Annotated in this window: 12 protein-coding genes; 8 read left to right on the top strand and 4 right to left on the bottom strand. The window is 66.8% G+C overall.

Annotation, left to right across the window (positions count from 1 at the left end; genetic code table 11):
* Positions 1-10 precede the first annotated feature (10 nt).
* Positions 11-1,999: a methyl-accepting chemotaxis protein gene (locus tag ACQR0W_RS28290; protein WP_316170734.1), complete on the bottom strand. Its 1,989-nt coding sequence runs from the start codon at positions 1,997-1,999 to the stop codon at positions 11-13.
* A gap of 286 nt (positions 2,000-2,285) precedes the next feature.
* Here ACQR0W_RS28290 and ACQR0W_RS28285 point away from each other — a divergent pair, with 286 nt between their 5' ends.
* From ACQR0W_RS28285 to ACQR0W_RS28260, 6 genes are all read left to right on the top strand, one after another.
* The gene (locus ACQR0W_RS28285; RefSeq protein WP_315717894.1) at positions 2,286-2,597 is read left to right on the top strand and encodes a hypothetical protein; all 312 of its coding nucleotides are present in this window, start codon (positions 2,286-2,288) and stop codon (positions 2,595-2,597) included.
* A 219-nt stretch (positions 2,598-2,816) separates the two neighbouring features.
* On the top strand, positions 2,817-3,551 hold the full coding sequence (locus ACQR0W_RS28280; RefSeq protein WP_315717895.1) for an outer membrane protein: 735 nt from the start codon (positions 2,817-2,819) through the stop codon (positions 3,549-3,551).
* Positions 3,552-3,794: 243 nt separating this feature from the next.
* Positions 3,795-5,933 carry a methyl-accepting chemotaxis protein gene (locus tag ACQR0W_RS28275; protein ID WP_316170733.1) on the top strand — a complete coding sequence of 713 codons (2,139 nt, stop codon included), beginning with the start codon at positions 3,795-3,797 and terminating at the stop codon, positions 5,931-5,933.
* Positions 5,934-6,124: 191 nt separating this feature from the next.
* The gene (locus ACQR0W_RS28270; RefSeq protein WP_315717897.1) at positions 6,125-7,183 is read left to right on the top strand and encodes an MBL fold metallo-hydrolase; all 1,059 of its coding nucleotides are present in this window, start codon (positions 6,125-6,127) and stop codon (positions 7,181-7,183) included.
* Positions 7,184-7,392: 209 nt separating this feature from the next.
* Positions 7,393-8,622 carry a 5-aminolevulinate synthase gene (gene hemA, locus ACQR0W_RS28265; protein ID WP_315717898.1) on the top strand — a complete coding sequence of 410 codons (1,230 nt, stop codon included), beginning with the start codon at positions 7,393-7,395 and terminating at the stop codon, positions 8,620-8,622.
* A 597-nt stretch (positions 8,623-9,219) separates the two neighbouring features.
* Positions 9,220-12,738: a PAS domain-containing hybrid sensor histidine kinase/response regulator gene (locus ACQR0W_RS28260; protein WP_315717899.1), complete on the top strand. Its 3,519-nt coding sequence runs from the start codon at positions 9,220-9,222 to the stop codon at positions 12,736-12,738.
* A 14-nt stretch (positions 12,739-12,752) separates the two neighbouring features.
* On the opposite strand, the gene ACQR0W_RS28255 is transcribed toward ACQR0W_RS28260, so the two are convergent.
* Entirely contained in the window at positions 12,753-13,685 is a 933-nt protein-coding gene (locus tag ACQR0W_RS28255; protein ID WP_315717900.1) for a LysR family transcriptional regulator, read from the bottom strand.
* A gap of 103 nt (positions 13,686-13,788) precedes the next feature.
* Here ACQR0W_RS28255 and ACQR0W_RS28250 point away from each other — a divergent pair, with 103 nt between their 5' ends.
* Positions 13,789-14,760, top strand: coding sequence for an alpha/beta fold hydrolase (locus tag ACQR0W_RS28250; protein WP_316170732.1), 972 nt, complete (start codon positions 13,789-13,791; stop codon positions 14,758-14,760).
* 26 nt (positions 14,761-14,786) lie between these two features.
* A complete protein-coding gene (locus ACQR0W_RS28245) occupies positions 14,787-15,599 on the top strand; it encodes an alpha/beta hydrolase (protein ID WP_316170731.1) in 813 nt (270 codons plus the stop codon).
* 370 nt (positions 15,600-15,969) lie between these two features.
* On the opposite strand, the gene ACQR0W_RS28240 is transcribed toward ACQR0W_RS28245, so the two are convergent.
* Together ACQR0W_RS28240 and ACQR0W_RS28235 are read right to left on the bottom strand one after the other, a co-directional pair.
* Positions 15,970-16,428, bottom strand: coding sequence for a hypothetical protein (locus ACQR0W_RS28240; RefSeq protein WP_316170730.1), 459 nt, complete (start codon positions 16,426-16,428; stop codon positions 15,970-15,972).
* Positions 16,429-16,515: 87 nt separating this feature from the next.
* A complete protein-coding gene (locus tag ACQR0W_RS28235) occupies positions 16,516-17,058 on the bottom strand; it encodes an Imm21 family immunity protein (protein ID WP_316170815.1) in 543 nt (180 codons plus the stop codon).
* Positions 17,059-17,656: the final 598 nt, after the last annotated feature.

Here is a 17,656-nt window from a genome sequence, read left to right as displayed (position 1 = left end):
CTCGCTCCGTCTAGGCCGCCTGCCGTGCGAAGGTCCGCCTGAACCATGCCAGGAACGCCTCGCGATTTTGGCCGGGGTCGAACTCGACATGCAGCGCGTCCTTTTCACGGGCGCGAACCCGATACGGCACGCTTCCGTCGAAGCCGCTGAATTCCATGACGCCGCGATCGCCGATGCCCGGCTCGGGGTCGAACCGGAACCAGGCGCCGCCTTCGGAAATGTCCACCAGATCGGCCTTCACCGCGCCCCTGCGATCGTCGACGACCTTGATCGACAGGCTCGACTTCAACCGCGGCGACTGACGGCGATCGGCTTCGGCGGTCGCCGTCCTGACGGCCTTCACCAGCGTGGCACGGAGCGAGGTCAGGCCCGTTGCCACGGAGCCGATGGCGTTGCGCACCTCGGCGGCCCGATCATTGACCATGCCGGCGTCCCTGCCGACATTGCCGATCTTGGACGACACGTCGCGCGCCGCGCTGGCCGATGACTGGACCGAGCGGCTGATCTCCTGGGTCGCCGCGTGCTGCTCCTCCATCGCCGCGGCGATCGAGGCTGCGACCTCGTCGATCTCGGAAATCTGGCTGCCGATGCCTTCGACGACGTCGACGGTCGCCTGCGTGGTGGTCTGCACCTCGCCGATCAGGCGCGAGATCTCCTCGGTCGATTTGGCGGTCTGATCCGACAGCGACTTGACCTCGGCCGCAACCACGGCAAAGCCGCGACCGGCATCGCCGGCGCGCGCGGCCTCGATGGTGGCATTGAGCGCCAAAAGGTTGGTCTGCTCGGCAATGCCGCCGATCAGGTTGGAGACCTCGGCGATCTTGTCCACGGCCGTGGACAAGGAGAGCATCGTGTTCTTCGCCTTCTCGCGCTCGGTCACCGCCGATTTGGTGATCGTGCTGGCGCGCGCCACCTGGCTCGAGATCTCGCGGATCGCCGAGCTCAGTTGCTCGGCTGCCGACGAGACCGTCTGGGCATTGGAGAGCGACTTCTCCGAGGCTGCGGCCACCGATTGCGCATCGGTCGACAGTTCCTCGGCCAGTTTCGAGAGGCCTGCGGCGACGGCCTCGACCTGGCGCGATGCGCCGGCCGCAGCTTCGACGGACGTCTCGGTCTCGCGCTCGATCACGTCGGCCATGTCGAGCATGGCGCGCTTCTTATGCTCCTCGGCGGCCGAGCGATCGCGCTCCTGCCTGTCGCGCAGGCTCGCGTTCTCGAGCGCGTTGGTCTTGAAGATGCTCAGCGCGCCCGCCATCGCGCCGATCTCGTCGCCGCGTTCCGAATAGGAAATGTCGGCCGACAGATCGCCCTCGGCGATCCGCCGCATCAGCCCGGTCATGCGCGACAGCGGACGGACGACGCCGATCACCAGCCCCGACATGCCGGCGACGACCAGAGCCAGAACGATGCCGGACACGGTCCACACAATGATGGAGATGCTGCGATCCTGGGTCGCCGCCGTCGCCTCCATGTCCGAATTCAGCTTGTTCGCCTTGTCGACCAGCGTATCGATCACCGCGCGGTGGGCGGCGTAGGCTTCGGCCAGCCGGGCATAGGCGGCATCGGCCTTCGCCATGTCGCCGGAGCGCAGCGCCGGGATCAACTCGGCCTCCAGGGCCTGCCAGAATTTCCGGACCTCGCCGTCCGATCGTTCGACCAGCAGCGATTTCAGATCGGACGGCAGCGCCGAGCCGGTCCAGAACGTCTTGCGATCCTCATAGTCCTTCTTCAGTTGCGCCAGCTTATTGACGTGCGTGTCGAGGTCGTTCGGCGTCCGGAGTGCGAGGGTCGCCTCGAGATAGGCCTCGAGCACATATTCAGGCGGCGGCAGGATGTCGGCCACCAGATCATTGCCGAGCTTGATCTTGTCGTAGAGGGGCCCGCCGACCTTGAGCTCGCGCAGCGCATAGGCGCTGGTCAGCACGACCGCACCGAAGCCGAGTGCGAGCACAAGGCCAAAAGCCGCAATGAACGTGGAAATGGAGAGACGCATCTTCATGTCGGCGGCACATTCGCTGGAGGGTGGACTGCACCCGCCGTCGCCCCGCCGGAGCCCTCTCCGCTCGCTTGCATGGAGCTGGTCCGTCCGGAACGACCGGCATCGAGTCGTTAATTTGATCCAGCGTGCACAACCTTTTCTCAGGGAAGGTAAATTTCCGCCTCCGTAGAAATGCGGTCCAGCCCGTTTCGGCCGAGGATGCAGGCGCTCCTCCCACTATGACCTGGCGCAAGGCGGCGGGAGGCGGATCTGCGAACATTCATGCATCGCCGCTTCAGGAGCCACCATGTCGAAACCCATCCCGGACAAGGCCGAGATCGCGCTCGAATATCCCGACAAGTTCTATGCCGGCACGTTCGAGCATTCCTCGCGGTTCGAAGCCCATCTCGAATCATCCGGCCTGGCATTGACCCTGGAGCGGCCCGGCCCAGAGGACGTCCGCAAGTCGATCCATATGCACCTGAACTTCGGACTGCTCGCCGCGATTCTGCACGAGCTCGCCGCCGGCATCGCTTCGATGCCCAAGGACGACATCGTTCATCGCGAGCAGCTGCGCGACGCAGTCGCGGCTCTGCATCGAGCTCTTAACGCGCCTTAACCGGTTGTGCCGCGGCGGCACAAAGGGGCCCGGCGTTAACTCCCGGTTCAGCCTTCGTTAGTGCATTACTAACTACGCCAGAACCTTTGCCCGGAGAAGGTCGGGTTGGAGGCCGGTGTGCTGCGGGAGTGACAGCATTTTATTCAAAAGCGATCTATCTCCGATGCATCGACGGCGCGCGATGCGCGAGCCTTGTTAGTTGAGTATCGGAGACCCGCCATGAAGAAGATCCTGTTCGCAACCGTTGCCGTCGCCGCGCTGGCTTCGGCCCAGTCCGCTGTCGCCGCCGATCTCGGCGCCCGGACCTATCCTTACGCCACCAAGGCGCCGCCGGCTTACGCCGCCCCGATCTACAACTGGACCGGCTTCTATCTCGGCGCCCATCTCGGCGGCGCGTTCTCCAGCGACAACAACTTCTCCGGCCTCGCCACCGGCAACAACTCCAACGGCCGCTTCCTGGGCGGCTTGCAGGTCGGCGCCGACTGGCAGTTCGCACCGACCTGGGTGATCGGCGCCGAGGGCCAGTACAGCTGGCTGAGCGGCAGCGTCGGCGCCGCCTTCCCCGGCGGCCTCGTCTACACCAACAGCCAGCGCGGCCTCGGCTCGATCACCGGCCGCTTCGGCTATACCTGGGGTCCGGGCCTGCTCTACGTGAAGGGCGGCTACGCCTATTCCGACAACAACGAGAAGGTGACGTTCGCCGGCACGCCGGTCGGCTTCGCGACCAATGGCGACCATCGCAACGGCTGGACCGTCGGCGGCGGACTCGAATACATGTTCGCGCCGAACTGGTCGGCCAAGGCCGAGTATCAGTACTACAATTTCGGCAGCGCTACCTTCACGGCGCCCGCCGCGCTGGTGCCGACCGGCAGCTTCACCACCGACGACCACACCTTCAAGGCTGGCGTGAACTACCGCTTCAACTGGGGCGCTCCGCTCGCGGCCCGCTACTGATCCGCAGGCGTCAAATAACAACAAACGGCGGGAAGGCCGGCAGCGATGCCGGCCTTTTCTGTCATAGGTTATCGAAAGCGCGGCCCAACAATCCCTTCCGTCCCGTTAAATGCCGCACGGTGAAATGCGAAAATGCGAGAAAACTCAGCACTGCCCGAGTAGTTTCCCGGATTTGTTAACCGCCCGCCGCGATACTGCCTGCAAGCAACAGCTCCAAGTAGTGCATATCGGGGGACACCAGAGATGGCGATACGGTTCAGCTTCAGCAGGGTGCTCGGAGTCCTGCGACCCAGGTGGGGCGTCCGCGGCAGCCTGTTCGCAGCCTTCGCAGTGATCGCCGGCATGGCGATCGCGATCAGCGTCGCTGCGGGACTGATGCTGCGACACGTCGGCGGCACCATGGTCGAACTCTCGGGCCGCGAGATTCCGCGCCTGACCTCGAGCCTGCAATTGCTGGCGCAGAGCTCCGGCCTGGCCAGCCTCGGCCCGGCGCTGCTGCAGTCCCAGAGCGAGGACGCGCTCAACGAGCGCCTGAAGAAGATGCAGGAGATCCAGAAAACCACGCAGGAGCGCCTGAGCGAGATCAGCGCGCTCGGCGCCGCGAAGAGCGTGGTGGCGCCGCTCGCCGAGACCATCAAGAACATCAACGAGGCCAATCAGAGCCTGGTGTCCGCCGCACGCGAGCGTCTCGAAGTCGCGGCCCTGCACAACAAGCAGTATGACGCGTTGCGCAAGGCGCAGGCGGACTTCACTGCCGCCGCCAACGAGCCGATGCTGGATGCCCAGACGCAGCTCAACGCCGTGCTCGGCGCGGCCGAGGTGTCGGCGGACGACGCGACGGCGGCCGCACGGTTCGTCGAGCAGCTCGGCAACGTGATCGCGTCCGGCAACCTGCTGGTGGCGCAGATGGCCGCCGCGCTATCGGCCAACGACAGCGACACGCTGGAGACGATCGAGCGGCAGTTCAAGGAGGCGCTGGCGCAGCTCAAATCCAATCTCGAATTGCTGCCGACCGGCCGCAGCACCAAGGCAATCCACGATGCCGCGCTGAAGCTCGCCGCACTCGGCGAGGGCAAGGCCCGCGTGTTCAAGACGCGCGAGAAGGAGCTCGACGCCAACGACTACGGGCAGACCGTGCTGGAGGAGACGCGCAAGCTCAATGTCGGTCTCGACATCAGCGTGCAGCAGCTCGTCGAAGGCGTGCGCAAGTCGACCGAAAGCACCACCGGCACGGCGGGCCGTGACATCGAGCTGGCAACGCTCGGCATGGCCGGTGCCGGCGCAGCCACGCTGCTCGGCTCGGTGCTGTTCGTCTGGCTCTATGTCGGCGGCAACATCCTGCGCCGGATCAAGCGGCTGCAGCAGGCGATGCAGACGCTGTCGAGCGGCGATCTCGACACCGAGATTGCGGCCTCGAAGCAGCGCGACGAGATCGGCACGATGGTCGACACCCTGCAGGTGTTCCGCGAGAACATGGTCCGTGCCCGCACCCTGGCCGCCGAGCAGGACCGCGAGAATGCCGCCAAGGCCGAGCGCGCCGCGCGCATGGAGGCCCAGATCGCCACGTTCGAGGCGACGGTGCGCAGCGCCCTCGGCACGCTGCAGAACTCCGCCACGGCCATGCAGGCGACCGCGCAGAGCATGTCGCAGACCGCCGACCAGTCCAACTCGCTGGTCAATGCGGTCGCGGCGGCTGCCGAGGAGACCTCGGTCAACGTCCAGACCGTGTCGGCCGGCACCGAGCAATTGTCGTCGTCGATCGCGGAGATCAGCCGCCAGGTCGTGACCTCGGCCCAGATCGCCAAGAAGGCGGTCGAGGAAGCCGGCGCCACCGATTCGACGATGCAGGGGCTCGCCGACAACGCGAGCCGCGTCAGCGTCGTCGTCGACCTGATCCAGGCGATCGCCTCGCAGACCAACCTGCTCGCGCTCAACGCCACCATCGAGGCGGCGCGCGCCGGCGAGGCCGGCCGCGGCTTCGCGGTGGTCGCGCAGGAGGTGAAGAGCCTGGCGAGCCAGACCGCCAAGGCCACCGACGAGATCCGCACCCAGATCGCGGGCATGCAGCAGGTCGCCTCGTCGGCGGTGTCGGCGATCCGCAACATCGGCGAGACCATCGCCGAGATCGACAACGTCACCACCGCGATCGCCGCCGCCGTGGAGCAGCAGGGCACCGCGACGCACGAGATCGCCCGCAACATCCAGCAGGCGGCCTCCGGCACCACCGAGGTCTCCAACAACATCACAGGCGTCTCCAGCGCCTCAGCCCAGGCCGGCACCTCCGCCAACGAGGTGCTCAGTGCCTCCGAAGCGCTGCGGCGCGAGGCCGACACCCTGCGCGCCGAGGTCGATGCGTTCCTGACCAACATCCGAGCGGCGTAGTTGCTACTCGCCGGTCATTCCGGGTTCGAGGCCTGCGGCCTCGCCCCGGAATGACGGGGGCGTGGCGAAGCAGAAGGCGTCGAGGCAGGTCATGCTGGCGCGACCCGACGCAGCTTCCGTACCCCGGAATGCCGTCCAGCCATGTGTTTTTCGGCTGGCGCTCGCGCGCGGCGGCCGTTAATCGATGAGGCATGACGAAGACAGACACCGTTCACTCCTCCGCCGAAGCGCTGCGCTATCCCTGGGAGCAGCATCCCGGTGAGGATCAGGTCGTCGAGGTCGCGCCCGGCGTGCTGTGGCTGCGCCTGAAGCTGCCGTTCCGCCTCAACCATGTGAACATCTATCTGCTCGCCGATGGCGATGGCTGGGTCGCGGTGGACTCCGGCTTCGGCAACGAGGAGTCGATCGCCGCCTGGACGCGGCTGCTCGATGGCCCGCTCAAGCACGTCAAGATCAGCCGGCTGATCGTGACGCATTCGCATCCCGACCATGTCGGGCTCGCCGGCTGGATCGTCGAGCGCTTCAATTGCCCGCTGGTGATGTCGCAGGTCGAGTACCTGCAGTCGGTCTATCACCAGAACCGCGGCACCGAGGAGCGCCGCAATGCCCAGCGGCTGTTCTTCCGCCGCCACGGCATGGACGAGACCCTGACCGACAAGCTGCTCGGCCGCGGCCAGGAATATCTGCAGCGCGTCTCGGTGCTGCCGGCCTCCTACCGCCGCATCTCCCATGGCGACGAGATCCAAATCGGCAGCCGGCGCTTCAAGGTCATCACCGGCGGCGGGCACGCGCTCGACCAGGTCATGCTGTACTGCGCCGCCGACAAGCTGTTCCTGTCCGCCGACCAGGTGCTGAGCAAGATCTCGCCCAATGTCAGCGTCTGGGCGGTCGAGCCCGACCAGAACTCGCTCGGCGAATATCTGGCCTCGCTGGCGAGCCTCACCACCACCCTGCCCTATGACGTGCTGGTGCTGCCAGGCCATGGCGTGCCGTTCTACGGGCTGAAGACGCGCATCAAGCAGCTCGCCGACCACCACGAGGAGCGCTGCCGGATGATCGCCGACGCCTGCCGCGACGAGCCGAAGACCTCGGCGCAGCTCGTGCCGGTCGTGTTCCACAAGCACGTGCTCGACCCGCACCAGATGGGCTTCGCCGCCGGCGAGCTGATCGCCCATGTCAACTACATGCTGGTCGAGGGCCGCCTGACCAGCCAGACCATCGACGGCGTGCTGCATTATCGCACCACCTGAGGCTGCGGGGCCGCGACGCCGCCGCGTCGCCGCAATCCCGGCGCCGTTCGGCCGAGATCACTCCCCCCTTGGACAAATCGCCCAATTCCCGCCTTGGGATTCCGGCTCGACAGCCGCTCTGGAAACGCTCTAAGAAGACCTTACGCCACGCATGCCGCGAGGTTTTCGCTTCAGGTGCTGCACTGCAGCGCGCCAGTTCGGGTTTCGTGATGGACTACAGCCAGTACTTCAGTGCCGCCCTCGGTCGCCTGCATGATGAGCGTCGCTACCGAGTCTTCGCCGATCTCGAACGCATCGCCGGCCGGTTCCCGCACGCGACCTGGCACTCGCCGAGCGGACCGCGCAATGTCGTGATCTGGTGCTCCAACGACTATCTCGGCATGGGCCAGCACCCGAAGGTGGTCGGCGCGATGGTCGAGACCGCAACCCGCGTCGGCACCGGCGCCGGCGGCACCCGCAACATCGCCGGAACCCATCATCCCCTGGTGCAGCTCGAGGCCGAGCTCGCCGACCTCCACGGCAAGGAAGCGGCGCTGCTGTTCACCTCCGGCTACGTGTCGAACCAGACCGGCATCGCCACGCTCGCCAAGCTGATTCCCGACTGCCTGATCCTGTCGGACGCGCTGAACCACAATTCGATGATCGAGGGCGTGCGCCAGTCCGGCTGCGAGCGCCAGATCTGGCGCCACAACGATCTCGCCCATCTCGAACAGCTCCTGATCGCCGCCGGTCCTAACAGGCCGAAGCTGATCGCCTGCGAGAGCCTGTATTCGATGGACGGCGACGTGGCGCCGCTGGCTGCGATCTGCGATCTCGCCGAGCGCTACAATGCGATGACCTATGTCGACGAGGTGCACGCGGTCGGCATGTACGGCCCGCGCGGCGGCGGCATCGCCGAGCGCGATGGCGTCATGCACCGCATCGACATCCTCGAAGGCACGCTGGCGAAGGCGTTCGGCTGCCTCGGCGGCTACATCGCCGCGAAGGGCGAGATCATCGATGCGGTTCGCTCGTACGCGCCGGGCTTCATCTTCACGACCGCGCTGCCGCCGCCGATCTGCTCGGCCGCCACGGCTGCGATCAAGCACCTGAAATCGTCGAGCTGGGAGCGCGAGCGCCACCAGGACCGCGCCGCACGGGTGAAGGCGGTCCTCAACGCCGCCGGCCTGCCGGTGATGACCAACGACACCCACATCGTGCCGCTGTTCGTCGGCGATCCCGAGAAGTGCAAGCAGGCCTCCGATCTCCTGCTCGAAGAGCACGGCATCTACATCCAGCCGATCAACTACCCGACGGTCGCCAAGGGCACCGAGCGCCTGCGCATCACGCCCTCGCCCTACCACGACGACGGCCTGATCGACCGCCTGGCGGAAGCCCTGCTGCAGGTCTGGGAACGGCTCGGACTCGCGCTGCACAAGAAGCCGCTGGCGGCGGAGTAGTTCCCTCTCTCCGTCATTCCGGGGCGTGCGAAGCACGAGCCCGGAATCCATCGGGCAGCACAGCATGAGGCGACATGGATTCCGGGCTCGCCCTGCGGGCGCCCCGGAATGACGGCGGAAAACGTGGTGGCCCGTTTGCCCCGCGTGCCGCCGAGCTGACCGAGCAACACCCTATCCGTCATTCCGGGGCGTGCGAAGCACGAGCCCGGAATCCATCGGGCAGCACGGCATGAGGCGACATGGATTCCGGGCTCGCCCTGCGGGCGCCCCGGAATGACGGCGGAAAACGTGGTGGCCGTTTGCCCCGCTTGCCGCCGAGCTGACCGAGCAACACCCTTTCCGTCATTCCGGGGCGTGCGGAGCACGAGCCCGGAATCCATCGGGCAGCACGGCATCAGGCGACATGGATTCCGGGCTCGTCCTGCGGGCGCCCCGGAACGACGGCGGAGACTGCGGGGTCTCCCGCGCTAACGATGACTCCAGCTCCGCGCTCTCTCGGCAAGATCGCTATCGCCCTGCCTCCAGCAACGGGCTAGATTTCCCGGACAACGGGATCAGCCCGGAGCCTTCGAGGAAGACGTCGGAGACGCGTAGGAGATGCTGCACGACTGGGGCGTGATCCTGGCCGCGTTCGGCTATATCGGGTTCCTGTTCCTGGTCGCCAGCCGCGGCAACCGGGCCGGCGAACGGCGGCCGGCAGAGAGCCGCGGTCGGCTGGCCGGGCTGATCTACCCGCTGTCGCTGGCGATCTACTGCACGTCCTGGACCTTCTTCGGCTCGGTCGGCTTCGCCTCCCGCACCAGCGTCGACTTCCTCGCGATCTATCTCGGGCCGATCCTGATGGTCGGCGCCTGCACGCCGCTGCTGCGCCGGGTGATCCGGCTCGCCAAGTCGCAGAACATCACCTCCGTTGCCGACCTGATCGGCGCCCGCTACGGCAAGAGCCAGGCGGTGGCGGCCACCGTGGCGCTGATCGCGATCATCGGCTCGGTGCCTTACATCGCGCTGCAGCTCAAGGCCGTCGCCTCGTCGCTGCAGACCATCCTGATCGACGACCGCGCCTTCGCCCACATCCCCTTCGTCGGCGACATGGCGCTGATGGTCACCTTGGCGATGGCTGTCTTCGCGGTGCTGTTCGGAACGCGGCAGACCGACGCCACCGAGCATCAGCACGGCCTGATGCTGGCGGTCGCGACCGAGTCGATCATCAAGCTGGTCGCCTTCATCGCCGCCGGCGCCTTCGTCACCTTCTGGATGTTCTCGCCGGTCGAGCTGATCGAGCGGGCCATGAAATCGCCGGAGGCCGAGCGCGCGCTGGAATATGTGCCGGGCATCGGCAATTTCCTCACCATGACCCTGCTGTCGTTCTGCGCCGCGATGCTGCTGCCGCGCCAGTTCCATGTCAGCGTGGTCGAGAACGCCGACGATGCCGAGGTGTCGCGTGCGCGCTGGCTGTTTCCGCTCTATCTGATCGCGATCAATCTGTTCGTGATCCCGATCGCTCTCGCCGGCCTCATCACCTTCCCGTTCGGCGCCGTCGACAGCGACATGTACGTGCTGGCGCTGCCGATCGAGGCCAATTCGCAATGGCTGTCGATCCTGGTCTTCGTCGGCGGCCTGTCGGCGGCGACCGCGATGGTGATCGTCGAATGCGTGGCGCTGTCGATCATGGTGTGCAACGACATCGTCGTGCCCCTGGTGCTGCAGCGCCAGGAGCAGCGCGAGATCGGCCGCGACTTCGCCGGCTTCCTGCTCGGCACCCGCCGCATCGCGATCTTCGCCATCATGGTGATGGCCTATTTCTACTACCGCGCGCTTGGCAACACCCAGCTCGCCGCGATCGGCCTGCTGTCGTTCGCCGCCATCGCGCAGCTCGCACCGAGCTTCTTCGGCGGTCTGTTCTGGCGGCGCGCGACCGCGCGCGGCGCAATGGGCGGCATGCTGGTCGGCTTCGCCGTCTGGCTCTACACGCTGTTCATCCCGAGCTTCCTCGACACCTCCACCGCCGGCATCCTGTTCCTGCAGCACGGTCCGTTCGGCTTCGAGCCGCTGCGGCCGCAGGCGCTGCTCGGCACCGATTTGCCGCCGCTGCTGCACGGCGTGCTGTGGAGCCTGTCGCTCAATCTCTTGACCTACGTCGTGCTGTCGCTGGCGCGGCAGCCGTCGTCGATCGAGCTGTTGCAGGCCGACATCTTCGTGCCGGCCGAGCTGACGCCGAGTGCGCCGAGCTTCCGGCGCTGGCGCTCGACCGTGACGGTGCAGGACATCCAGAGCACGGTCGGCCAATATCTCGGTCCCGACCGTGCCCGCGCCTCGTTCGAGGCGTTCGCCGCCCAGCGCAACCTCCCGCTCGATCCGGCCGCGCCGGCCGATTTCGAGCTGCTGCGCCATGCCGAGCACCTGATCGCCTCGTCGATCGGCGCGGCGTCGTCGCGCCTCGTGATGTCGCTGCTCCTGCGCAAGCGCACGGTGTCCGCCAAGGCCGCGCTCAAGCTGCTCGACGATTCCCATGCCGCGCTGCATTTCAACCGCGAGATCCTGCAGACCGCGCTGAACCATGTGCGCCAGGGCATCGCGGTGTTCGACGCCGACCTGCAACTGATCTGCTCCAACGGCCAGTTCGTCGACCTGCTCGGGCTGCCGCCGGATCTGGTGCAGATCGGCAGCCCGCTGAAGGAAATCCTCGAATTCATGGGCACGATCGGCGCGCCCACCTATGAGGACGGCGAGGCGCTGCTGGCGCGGCGGCTCGCCGCCTACACCACCGAAGGCGAGCCCTATCTGGAACGCCTCGCCGACCGCCACATGGTGATCGAGGTCCGCACCAACCGCATGCCGGATGGCGGCCTCGTCATCACCTTCACCGACGTCACGCCCTCGTTCGAAGCCGCCGAGGCACTGGAGCGCGCCAATGCGACGCTGGAGAAGCGCGTCCGCGACCGCACCGAGGAGCTGACGCGGCTGAACTCGGAGCTGGCGCTGGCGAAGAGCGCCGCCGAGGACGCCAACATCTCCAAGACGCGCTTCCTTGCGGCGGCCAGCCACGACATCCTGCAGCCGCTGAACGCGGCGCGGCTCTACGTGACGAGCCTCGTCGAGCGGCAGACGGCCGGCGAGGATTCGCGCCTGGTCGAGAACATCGACGACTCGCTCGAGGCGATCGAGGAGATTCTCGGCGCGCTGCTCGACATCTCCCGGCTCGATGCCGGCGCGATGACGCCGCAGGTCTCGAGCTTCAAGATGGCCGACCTGATGCGCTCGCTGGAGATCGAGTTCGCGCCCGCCGCGCGCGCCAAGGGTCTGGAGCTGGTGTTCGTGCCGTCGTCGCTGCCGGTCGAGTCCGACCGTCTGCTGCTGCGCCGGCTGCTGCAGAACTTCATCTCCAACGCCATCAAGTACACCCCCAAGGGCCGCGTGCTGGTCGGCTGCCGCCGCCACGGCCAGTCGCTGCAAATCGGCGTCTACGACACCGGCGTCGGCATCCCCCCGGTCAAGCGCGGCGAGATCTTCAAGGAATTCCACCGCCTCGAGCAGGGCGCGCGGATCGCGCGCGGCCTCGGCCTGGGGCTGTCGATCGTCGAGCGCATCGCGCGCGTGCTCAATCACGGCATTGCGCTGGACTCGCGGCCCGGCCGCGGCTCGGTGTTCTCAGTGACGGTGCCGATCGCCAAGGCGATCAACCACACCGCCGCCGTCACCACCGCAACCCCGCTGGCGACGACGCCGATTGCGGGCGCCCTGATCGTCTGCATCGAGAACGACCCGGCGATCCTCGACGGCATGAAGACCCTGCTGACGGCGTGGGACGCCGAGGTGATCGCCGTCCCTGATCCGGAGTCCGCGATGGAGGCGATCGCGGCGCGCGACGGCGCCGTCACCGGCCTGCTCGTCGACTACCATCTCGACCGCGGCAACGGCATCGCCGCCATCCGCGACATCCGCCGCCGCTTCAACGAGGCGCTGCCCGCGATCCTGATCACCGCCGACCGCAGCCCCCACGTCCGCGCTGCCGCCCGCGACGACAACATCGCCGTGCTCAACAAGCCGCTGAAGCCGGCGTCGCTGCGGGCGTTGTTGGGACAGTGGCGGATTCAGCAGATGGTGGCGGCGGAGTAAGGGCGGCTGCCAAGTCACGACCCTCGCCGCGTTGCTGCCTTGCCGGGACTGTCCCCCATCCGCTCGACCAGATAGTCCACGAACACCCGAACACGCGCGGGCGTGTTGGCGCCGCCGACGAAGACGGCGTGAAAGACCTCCCTGTCGCCGGGATTGAACGCTTCGAGCAGCGGCACCAGCCGCCCCTCTGCGATCGCGTTGCCGAGGCTGAAATCGCCGACGCGGGCGATGCCGACGCCATCGAGCGCGAGCTGGCTGAGCGTGTCGCCGCTGTTGGCTTCGACGGCGCCGCGCACCTTCAGCGCATAGTCGACGCCATCGCGGCGGAACGGCCACACCGGCTCGGCGCGGCGAAAGCTGAAGTTCAGGCAATTGTGGTTGTAGAGGTCTTCCGGCGCCTCCGGCACGCCCCAGCGCGCCAGGTAGTCGGGCGAGGCGACGATGGTGCGGCCGTTGTCGCCGAGGCGGCGCGCGGTGAGCGCGCTGTCGGGCAGCGGACCGCCGCGAATCGCGACGTCCGCCTGCCCCGCCGCCACGTCGACGAGCCCGTCGCTCAGATTGATGTCGACCAGGATGTTCGGATAGCGCCGCACGAACTCGCCGAGCAGAGGGACGATGCAGACGCGGCCGTGCGAGAGGGCGGCGCTGACCCGGATGCGCCCGCGCGGCGCGCCCTGGTCTGCGATCGCCTGCTCGGCCTCGTCGAGGTCGGCGAGAATGCGACGGGCGGCCGCGAGATAGGACTGCCCCTCGGCGGTCAGCGTCAGCGCCCGCGTGCTTCGCAACAGCAGCCGCGCGCCAAGCCGCGCCTCGATGCGGTCGAGCGTCCGGCTCACAGCCGATGGCGTCAGCCCGAGACTGCGACCAGCGGCCGAGAAGCTGCCGCTGCCGGCGACGGCGCAGAACACTTCGAGATCCCTGGCACGATCCGCGCTGGCCAGCACCATCTTTGCGTCCCGGTAAAAAATCCTTGGCGCGGCTACCCTCTAATACCGCGCACCTCCCTCGTCTAGCTTTGCGTGCATCAACACGCCCACTGAGGAGATCGCCATGACCCTTCCCCGCCTGCTGCAACGAACCGCCCTCGCCGCCAGCGCGCTCACGATGCTGACCAGCGCCGCCCTCGCCGACGCAACCGACGCGCCCGGCAATTTCCCGAAGACCTTCCGCACCCAGGAGATCCCGACCAACGGCACCACGCTCCATGTCCGCGTCGGCGGCAGCGGACCGGCGGTCGTCCTGCTGCACGGCTATGGCGACACCGGCGACATGTGGGTGCCGCTCGCCGCTAAGTTCGCCGAGAACCACACCGTGATCGTGCCCGACCTGCGCGGGCTCGGCCTGTCCGCCCGCGCCGACAAGGGCTTTGAGAAGGCCAACCAGGCCGAGGACATCACCGGCGTCATGGACGCGCTGGGCGCGCGCACCGCCGAGGTCGTGGCGCACGACATCGGCAACATGGTCGCCTATGCGCTGGCGGCGCGGCACGCCGACCGCGTGACCAAGCTGGTGCTGATGGATGCGCCGGTGCCGGGCATCGGCCCGTGGGAGGAGATCCTGAAGAACCCGCTGCTGTGGCACTTCCGCTTCGGCGGCCCCGACATGGAGCGCCTGGTGGAGGGGCGCGAGCGCATCTATCTCGACCGCTTCTGGAACGAGTTCTCGGCTAACCCTGCCCACTTCCCGGAGGCCGCGCGCGTCCATTACGCGCAGCTCTATGCCGGCCCGGGGCGGATGCATGCGGGCTTCAGCCAGTTCGCCGCCTTCGATCAGGACGCGATCGACAACCGCGCCTGGCTCGCGGCGCATGGCAAGCTGACGATGCCGGTGCTGGCGATCGGTGGCGCGGCGTCCTTCGGCCCGACCATGGCGGTGGTGGCACGGGCCGGCGCGTCCAACGTGCAGGAGCAGGTCATCCCCGGCTCCGGCCATTGGCTGATGGAGGAGCAGCCGGCCGCGACGGTCGCTGCGATCGACGCCTTCCTCAACGGGCAGTCCGCCGCCACGCCGCCGCGCAACTGATCCAACGCAGCAGAAGGGCGCCGATCATGTCGACCCACACATGCGATGATGCGGTCGGCGGGGCCAACGCCTCGCAAAGGCGCGCGATCATCTTCATCCACGGCCTGTGGCTGAAGCCCGGCTCGTGGGATCGGTGGGTCGAGCTGTTCGACGCCGCCGGCTACGCCGGGTTGGCGCCCGGCTGGCCGGCGGAGATGGGTGGCGCCGCCGCGCCCGAAACCATCGGCGAGGTAGCGGCGCACTTCGCCGCGATCGCGGGCGCACTCGACCGGCGCCCCGCCCTCATCGGCCATTCCTTCGGCGGCCTGATCGCGCAGATCCTCGCCGGCCGCGGGCTGTCGGCGGCGACGGTCGCGATCGATCCGGCGCCGTTTCGCGGCGTGCTGCCGTTGCCCATCTCCGCCCTGTGCTCCGCCTGGCCGGTGCTGCACAACCCAGCCAACGCCAGCCGCAACGTCAGCCCGACGTCCGACCAGTTCCGCTACGCCTTCGCCAACGCGGTGTCTGAAGCCGAGAGCGAAGAGCTCTGCGACGCCTATCAGGCGCCGGCCCCGGGCCGGCCGATCTTCCAGGCCGCAGCTGCCAATCTCAATCCGTGGACAGAAGCCCGCGTCGACATCGAGGCCGCCGACCGTGGTCCGCTGCTGATCATCTCCGGAGAGCATGATCACACCGTGCCGCCCTCGGTCGCTCACGCAGCGTTCGAGCGGCAGAAGCGCAATCAGCACGCGGTCACCGAGTTCGGACAATTCCCGCAACGCGGCCACTCGCTGACCATCGACAGCGGCTGGCGCGAGGTGGCGGAGGCGACGCTAAGGTTTGTGCGGCGGTTTATCTAGACGCGCGCTCCCTGAACCCGCGGTCAGGCGGAACTCTCGCGGTGCCCCCGCTGTCATGCTCCGCGAAGGCGGAGCATCCAGTACTCCGCGGCAGAAGATATCGAACCGAGACGTTACGGCGTACTGGATCGTCCGCCAAAGCCTGTCATCCGGCATGCCGAAGGCCCGACCGGGCGGCGGACGATGACAGCGGGATCTGGATGGCCATGTCAATGTGACCAGAACAAGCGGTCGTCGACGAGCAACCCCGTGGTAAGATCCCCTGTCCATCCCGTCGTAGGTCTCGCAGAAGAACGCGACGAACGAGAGACATCCGCTCCCAAACGTTCGCGTCAGCTCGACGTGCACGCCACCGTATCACTGCGATCCACTACTTCGCCAGAGACCTCAGCTTTGCCAGCCTCTCGCGCACCTCAACCGCGTCGAGGTTCAGAACGGGTCCGGTCGATCCGCTCAAGGAGGTGATGTAGGGATCTTTCTCATTCAGGAAGAGGATGTAGTCGGCGCCCGCCAAGAGCGGGAGGGTGCAGTTGCCGTACCCAAACGGCGCGCTCCGGACCTTTCCGTTTTTCGGTGGACTTCCTTTGATCGATTCTATCGTAGAGACCGATGCTTCAACGATCGTGTTGTAGGCTCCCTTCATATTGGCCGGCACGTCGATCTCTTCAACAGATGTGAGATGCGCGACGACGACCGCAGACGCTCGCGCGAGCAGCTCCTCGTCAGTCGGAATCGGCTTCGCAGATGAGCAAGCAGATCCAGGCGAGACTTGCGCGATCGACACGACGATCAAAGAGGCCGCCCAAGCTGAACAACGTGTTGCTGACATCGACCCGTCTCGCCTTCCTGTCTTCCGATCCCAGCAGCCCTGTCGTACGTCAAGTGAACGACCTGAACTTCTAAACATCGTCGATACTCACGGGCTCATCCAGCGAATCTCGCGAACGACAATCGCGAGCCCTACTGACTCGTAGTGAACCGCTCTCGCGAGGTATTTTCCCGGCCGCAGCACGACGGTCAGATGATTACCCTGCAGATCATCACCCGGATCCGATGCATCGATCAGCCACATGACTCCGGACGTACCGGTCTTGAATTCGAGCCGCTCGGCGTCTGCACCGCAGAGATCGTCTCGGAGTTGCGGCGCGCGTAGTGCAAGATCAATCAGCCGCTCGTCGTCTACGCCGAGCCATTGAACAAAATGGCCTCGGTCACCCCGATCACTTGCGTACCACGCCACGTCACCGATATCGCCCGAAAACACGATAGCGGCACCATCGCCGCAGACAATCGATCCCAGCCAGGTATTCACCCTGCATGCACGTGCATAGTCGCTTTGGTCCTTCGGACCCTGGTGATTGCGCCATCCTTCGATGCCTCGCCAAAACGGCAATTTCTCGAACGGGATGAGCAGGTGCGGACCGCCGGTCGTGTCTATCCAGGTGCCGGTTCGGGTCATCGGCAAAGGATAGCAGATTTTTCCTACTGCCGACGACGCCGACTCAACGAGAGTCAGTCAAAATTTCAATTTCCATTTTCCAGAAATCATGCTAATCACTGAGTCGTCCCGTGCCCGCCATGAGGGGCGCTTCGCGATCGTCACGAACGTGGGGCGCGGGATGCGGTGGGCGCGTCGGGTCGCAGCGGGCTTGGTCCTGCGGACGAACGATCCGGCGCGCACGGTCAAGCCGTGTGGTCCTGGCATCCCGGTGCTGATGCCAAGTCCGTAGCGACGATGTTGCGGATGACGGGGGCAAGAACGCCGGTCCCCGGGGAGAGCACGGAGCAGCCGTCAAAACCATCGCGCAGGGAGGGCCGGGTGTGTTCGGCCAGACCTGTGGTGACTGCCGCCTGCTTTTTTTCTGCAGGCGGGCCACGGGCGCGGCCAGCGCCCGGCCTTCCCTGCGCCCTCTGTCTTCGAGGGGGCGGACAATGAGCAAAGCTCGGACGCGCTGTGCGCCGCGAGGCCGTGAAGGTGTGTCGCGAGTGAAGCAGAAGGCGTGCGGAATGGACGCTGTCCACATACACTGCAAGACGGCATCAAGCGCCGGCCAATG

It is taken from the genome of Bradyrhizobium sp. HKCCYLRH1034 (assembly GCF_051168375.1).
Taxonomy (GTDB): domain Bacteria; phylum Pseudomonadota; class Alphaproteobacteria; order Rhizobiales; family Xanthobacteraceae; genus Bradyrhizobium.
Note: the sequence above shows the minus strand (reverse complement) of the source record. Positions and strands in the feature narration are given on the sequence as shown.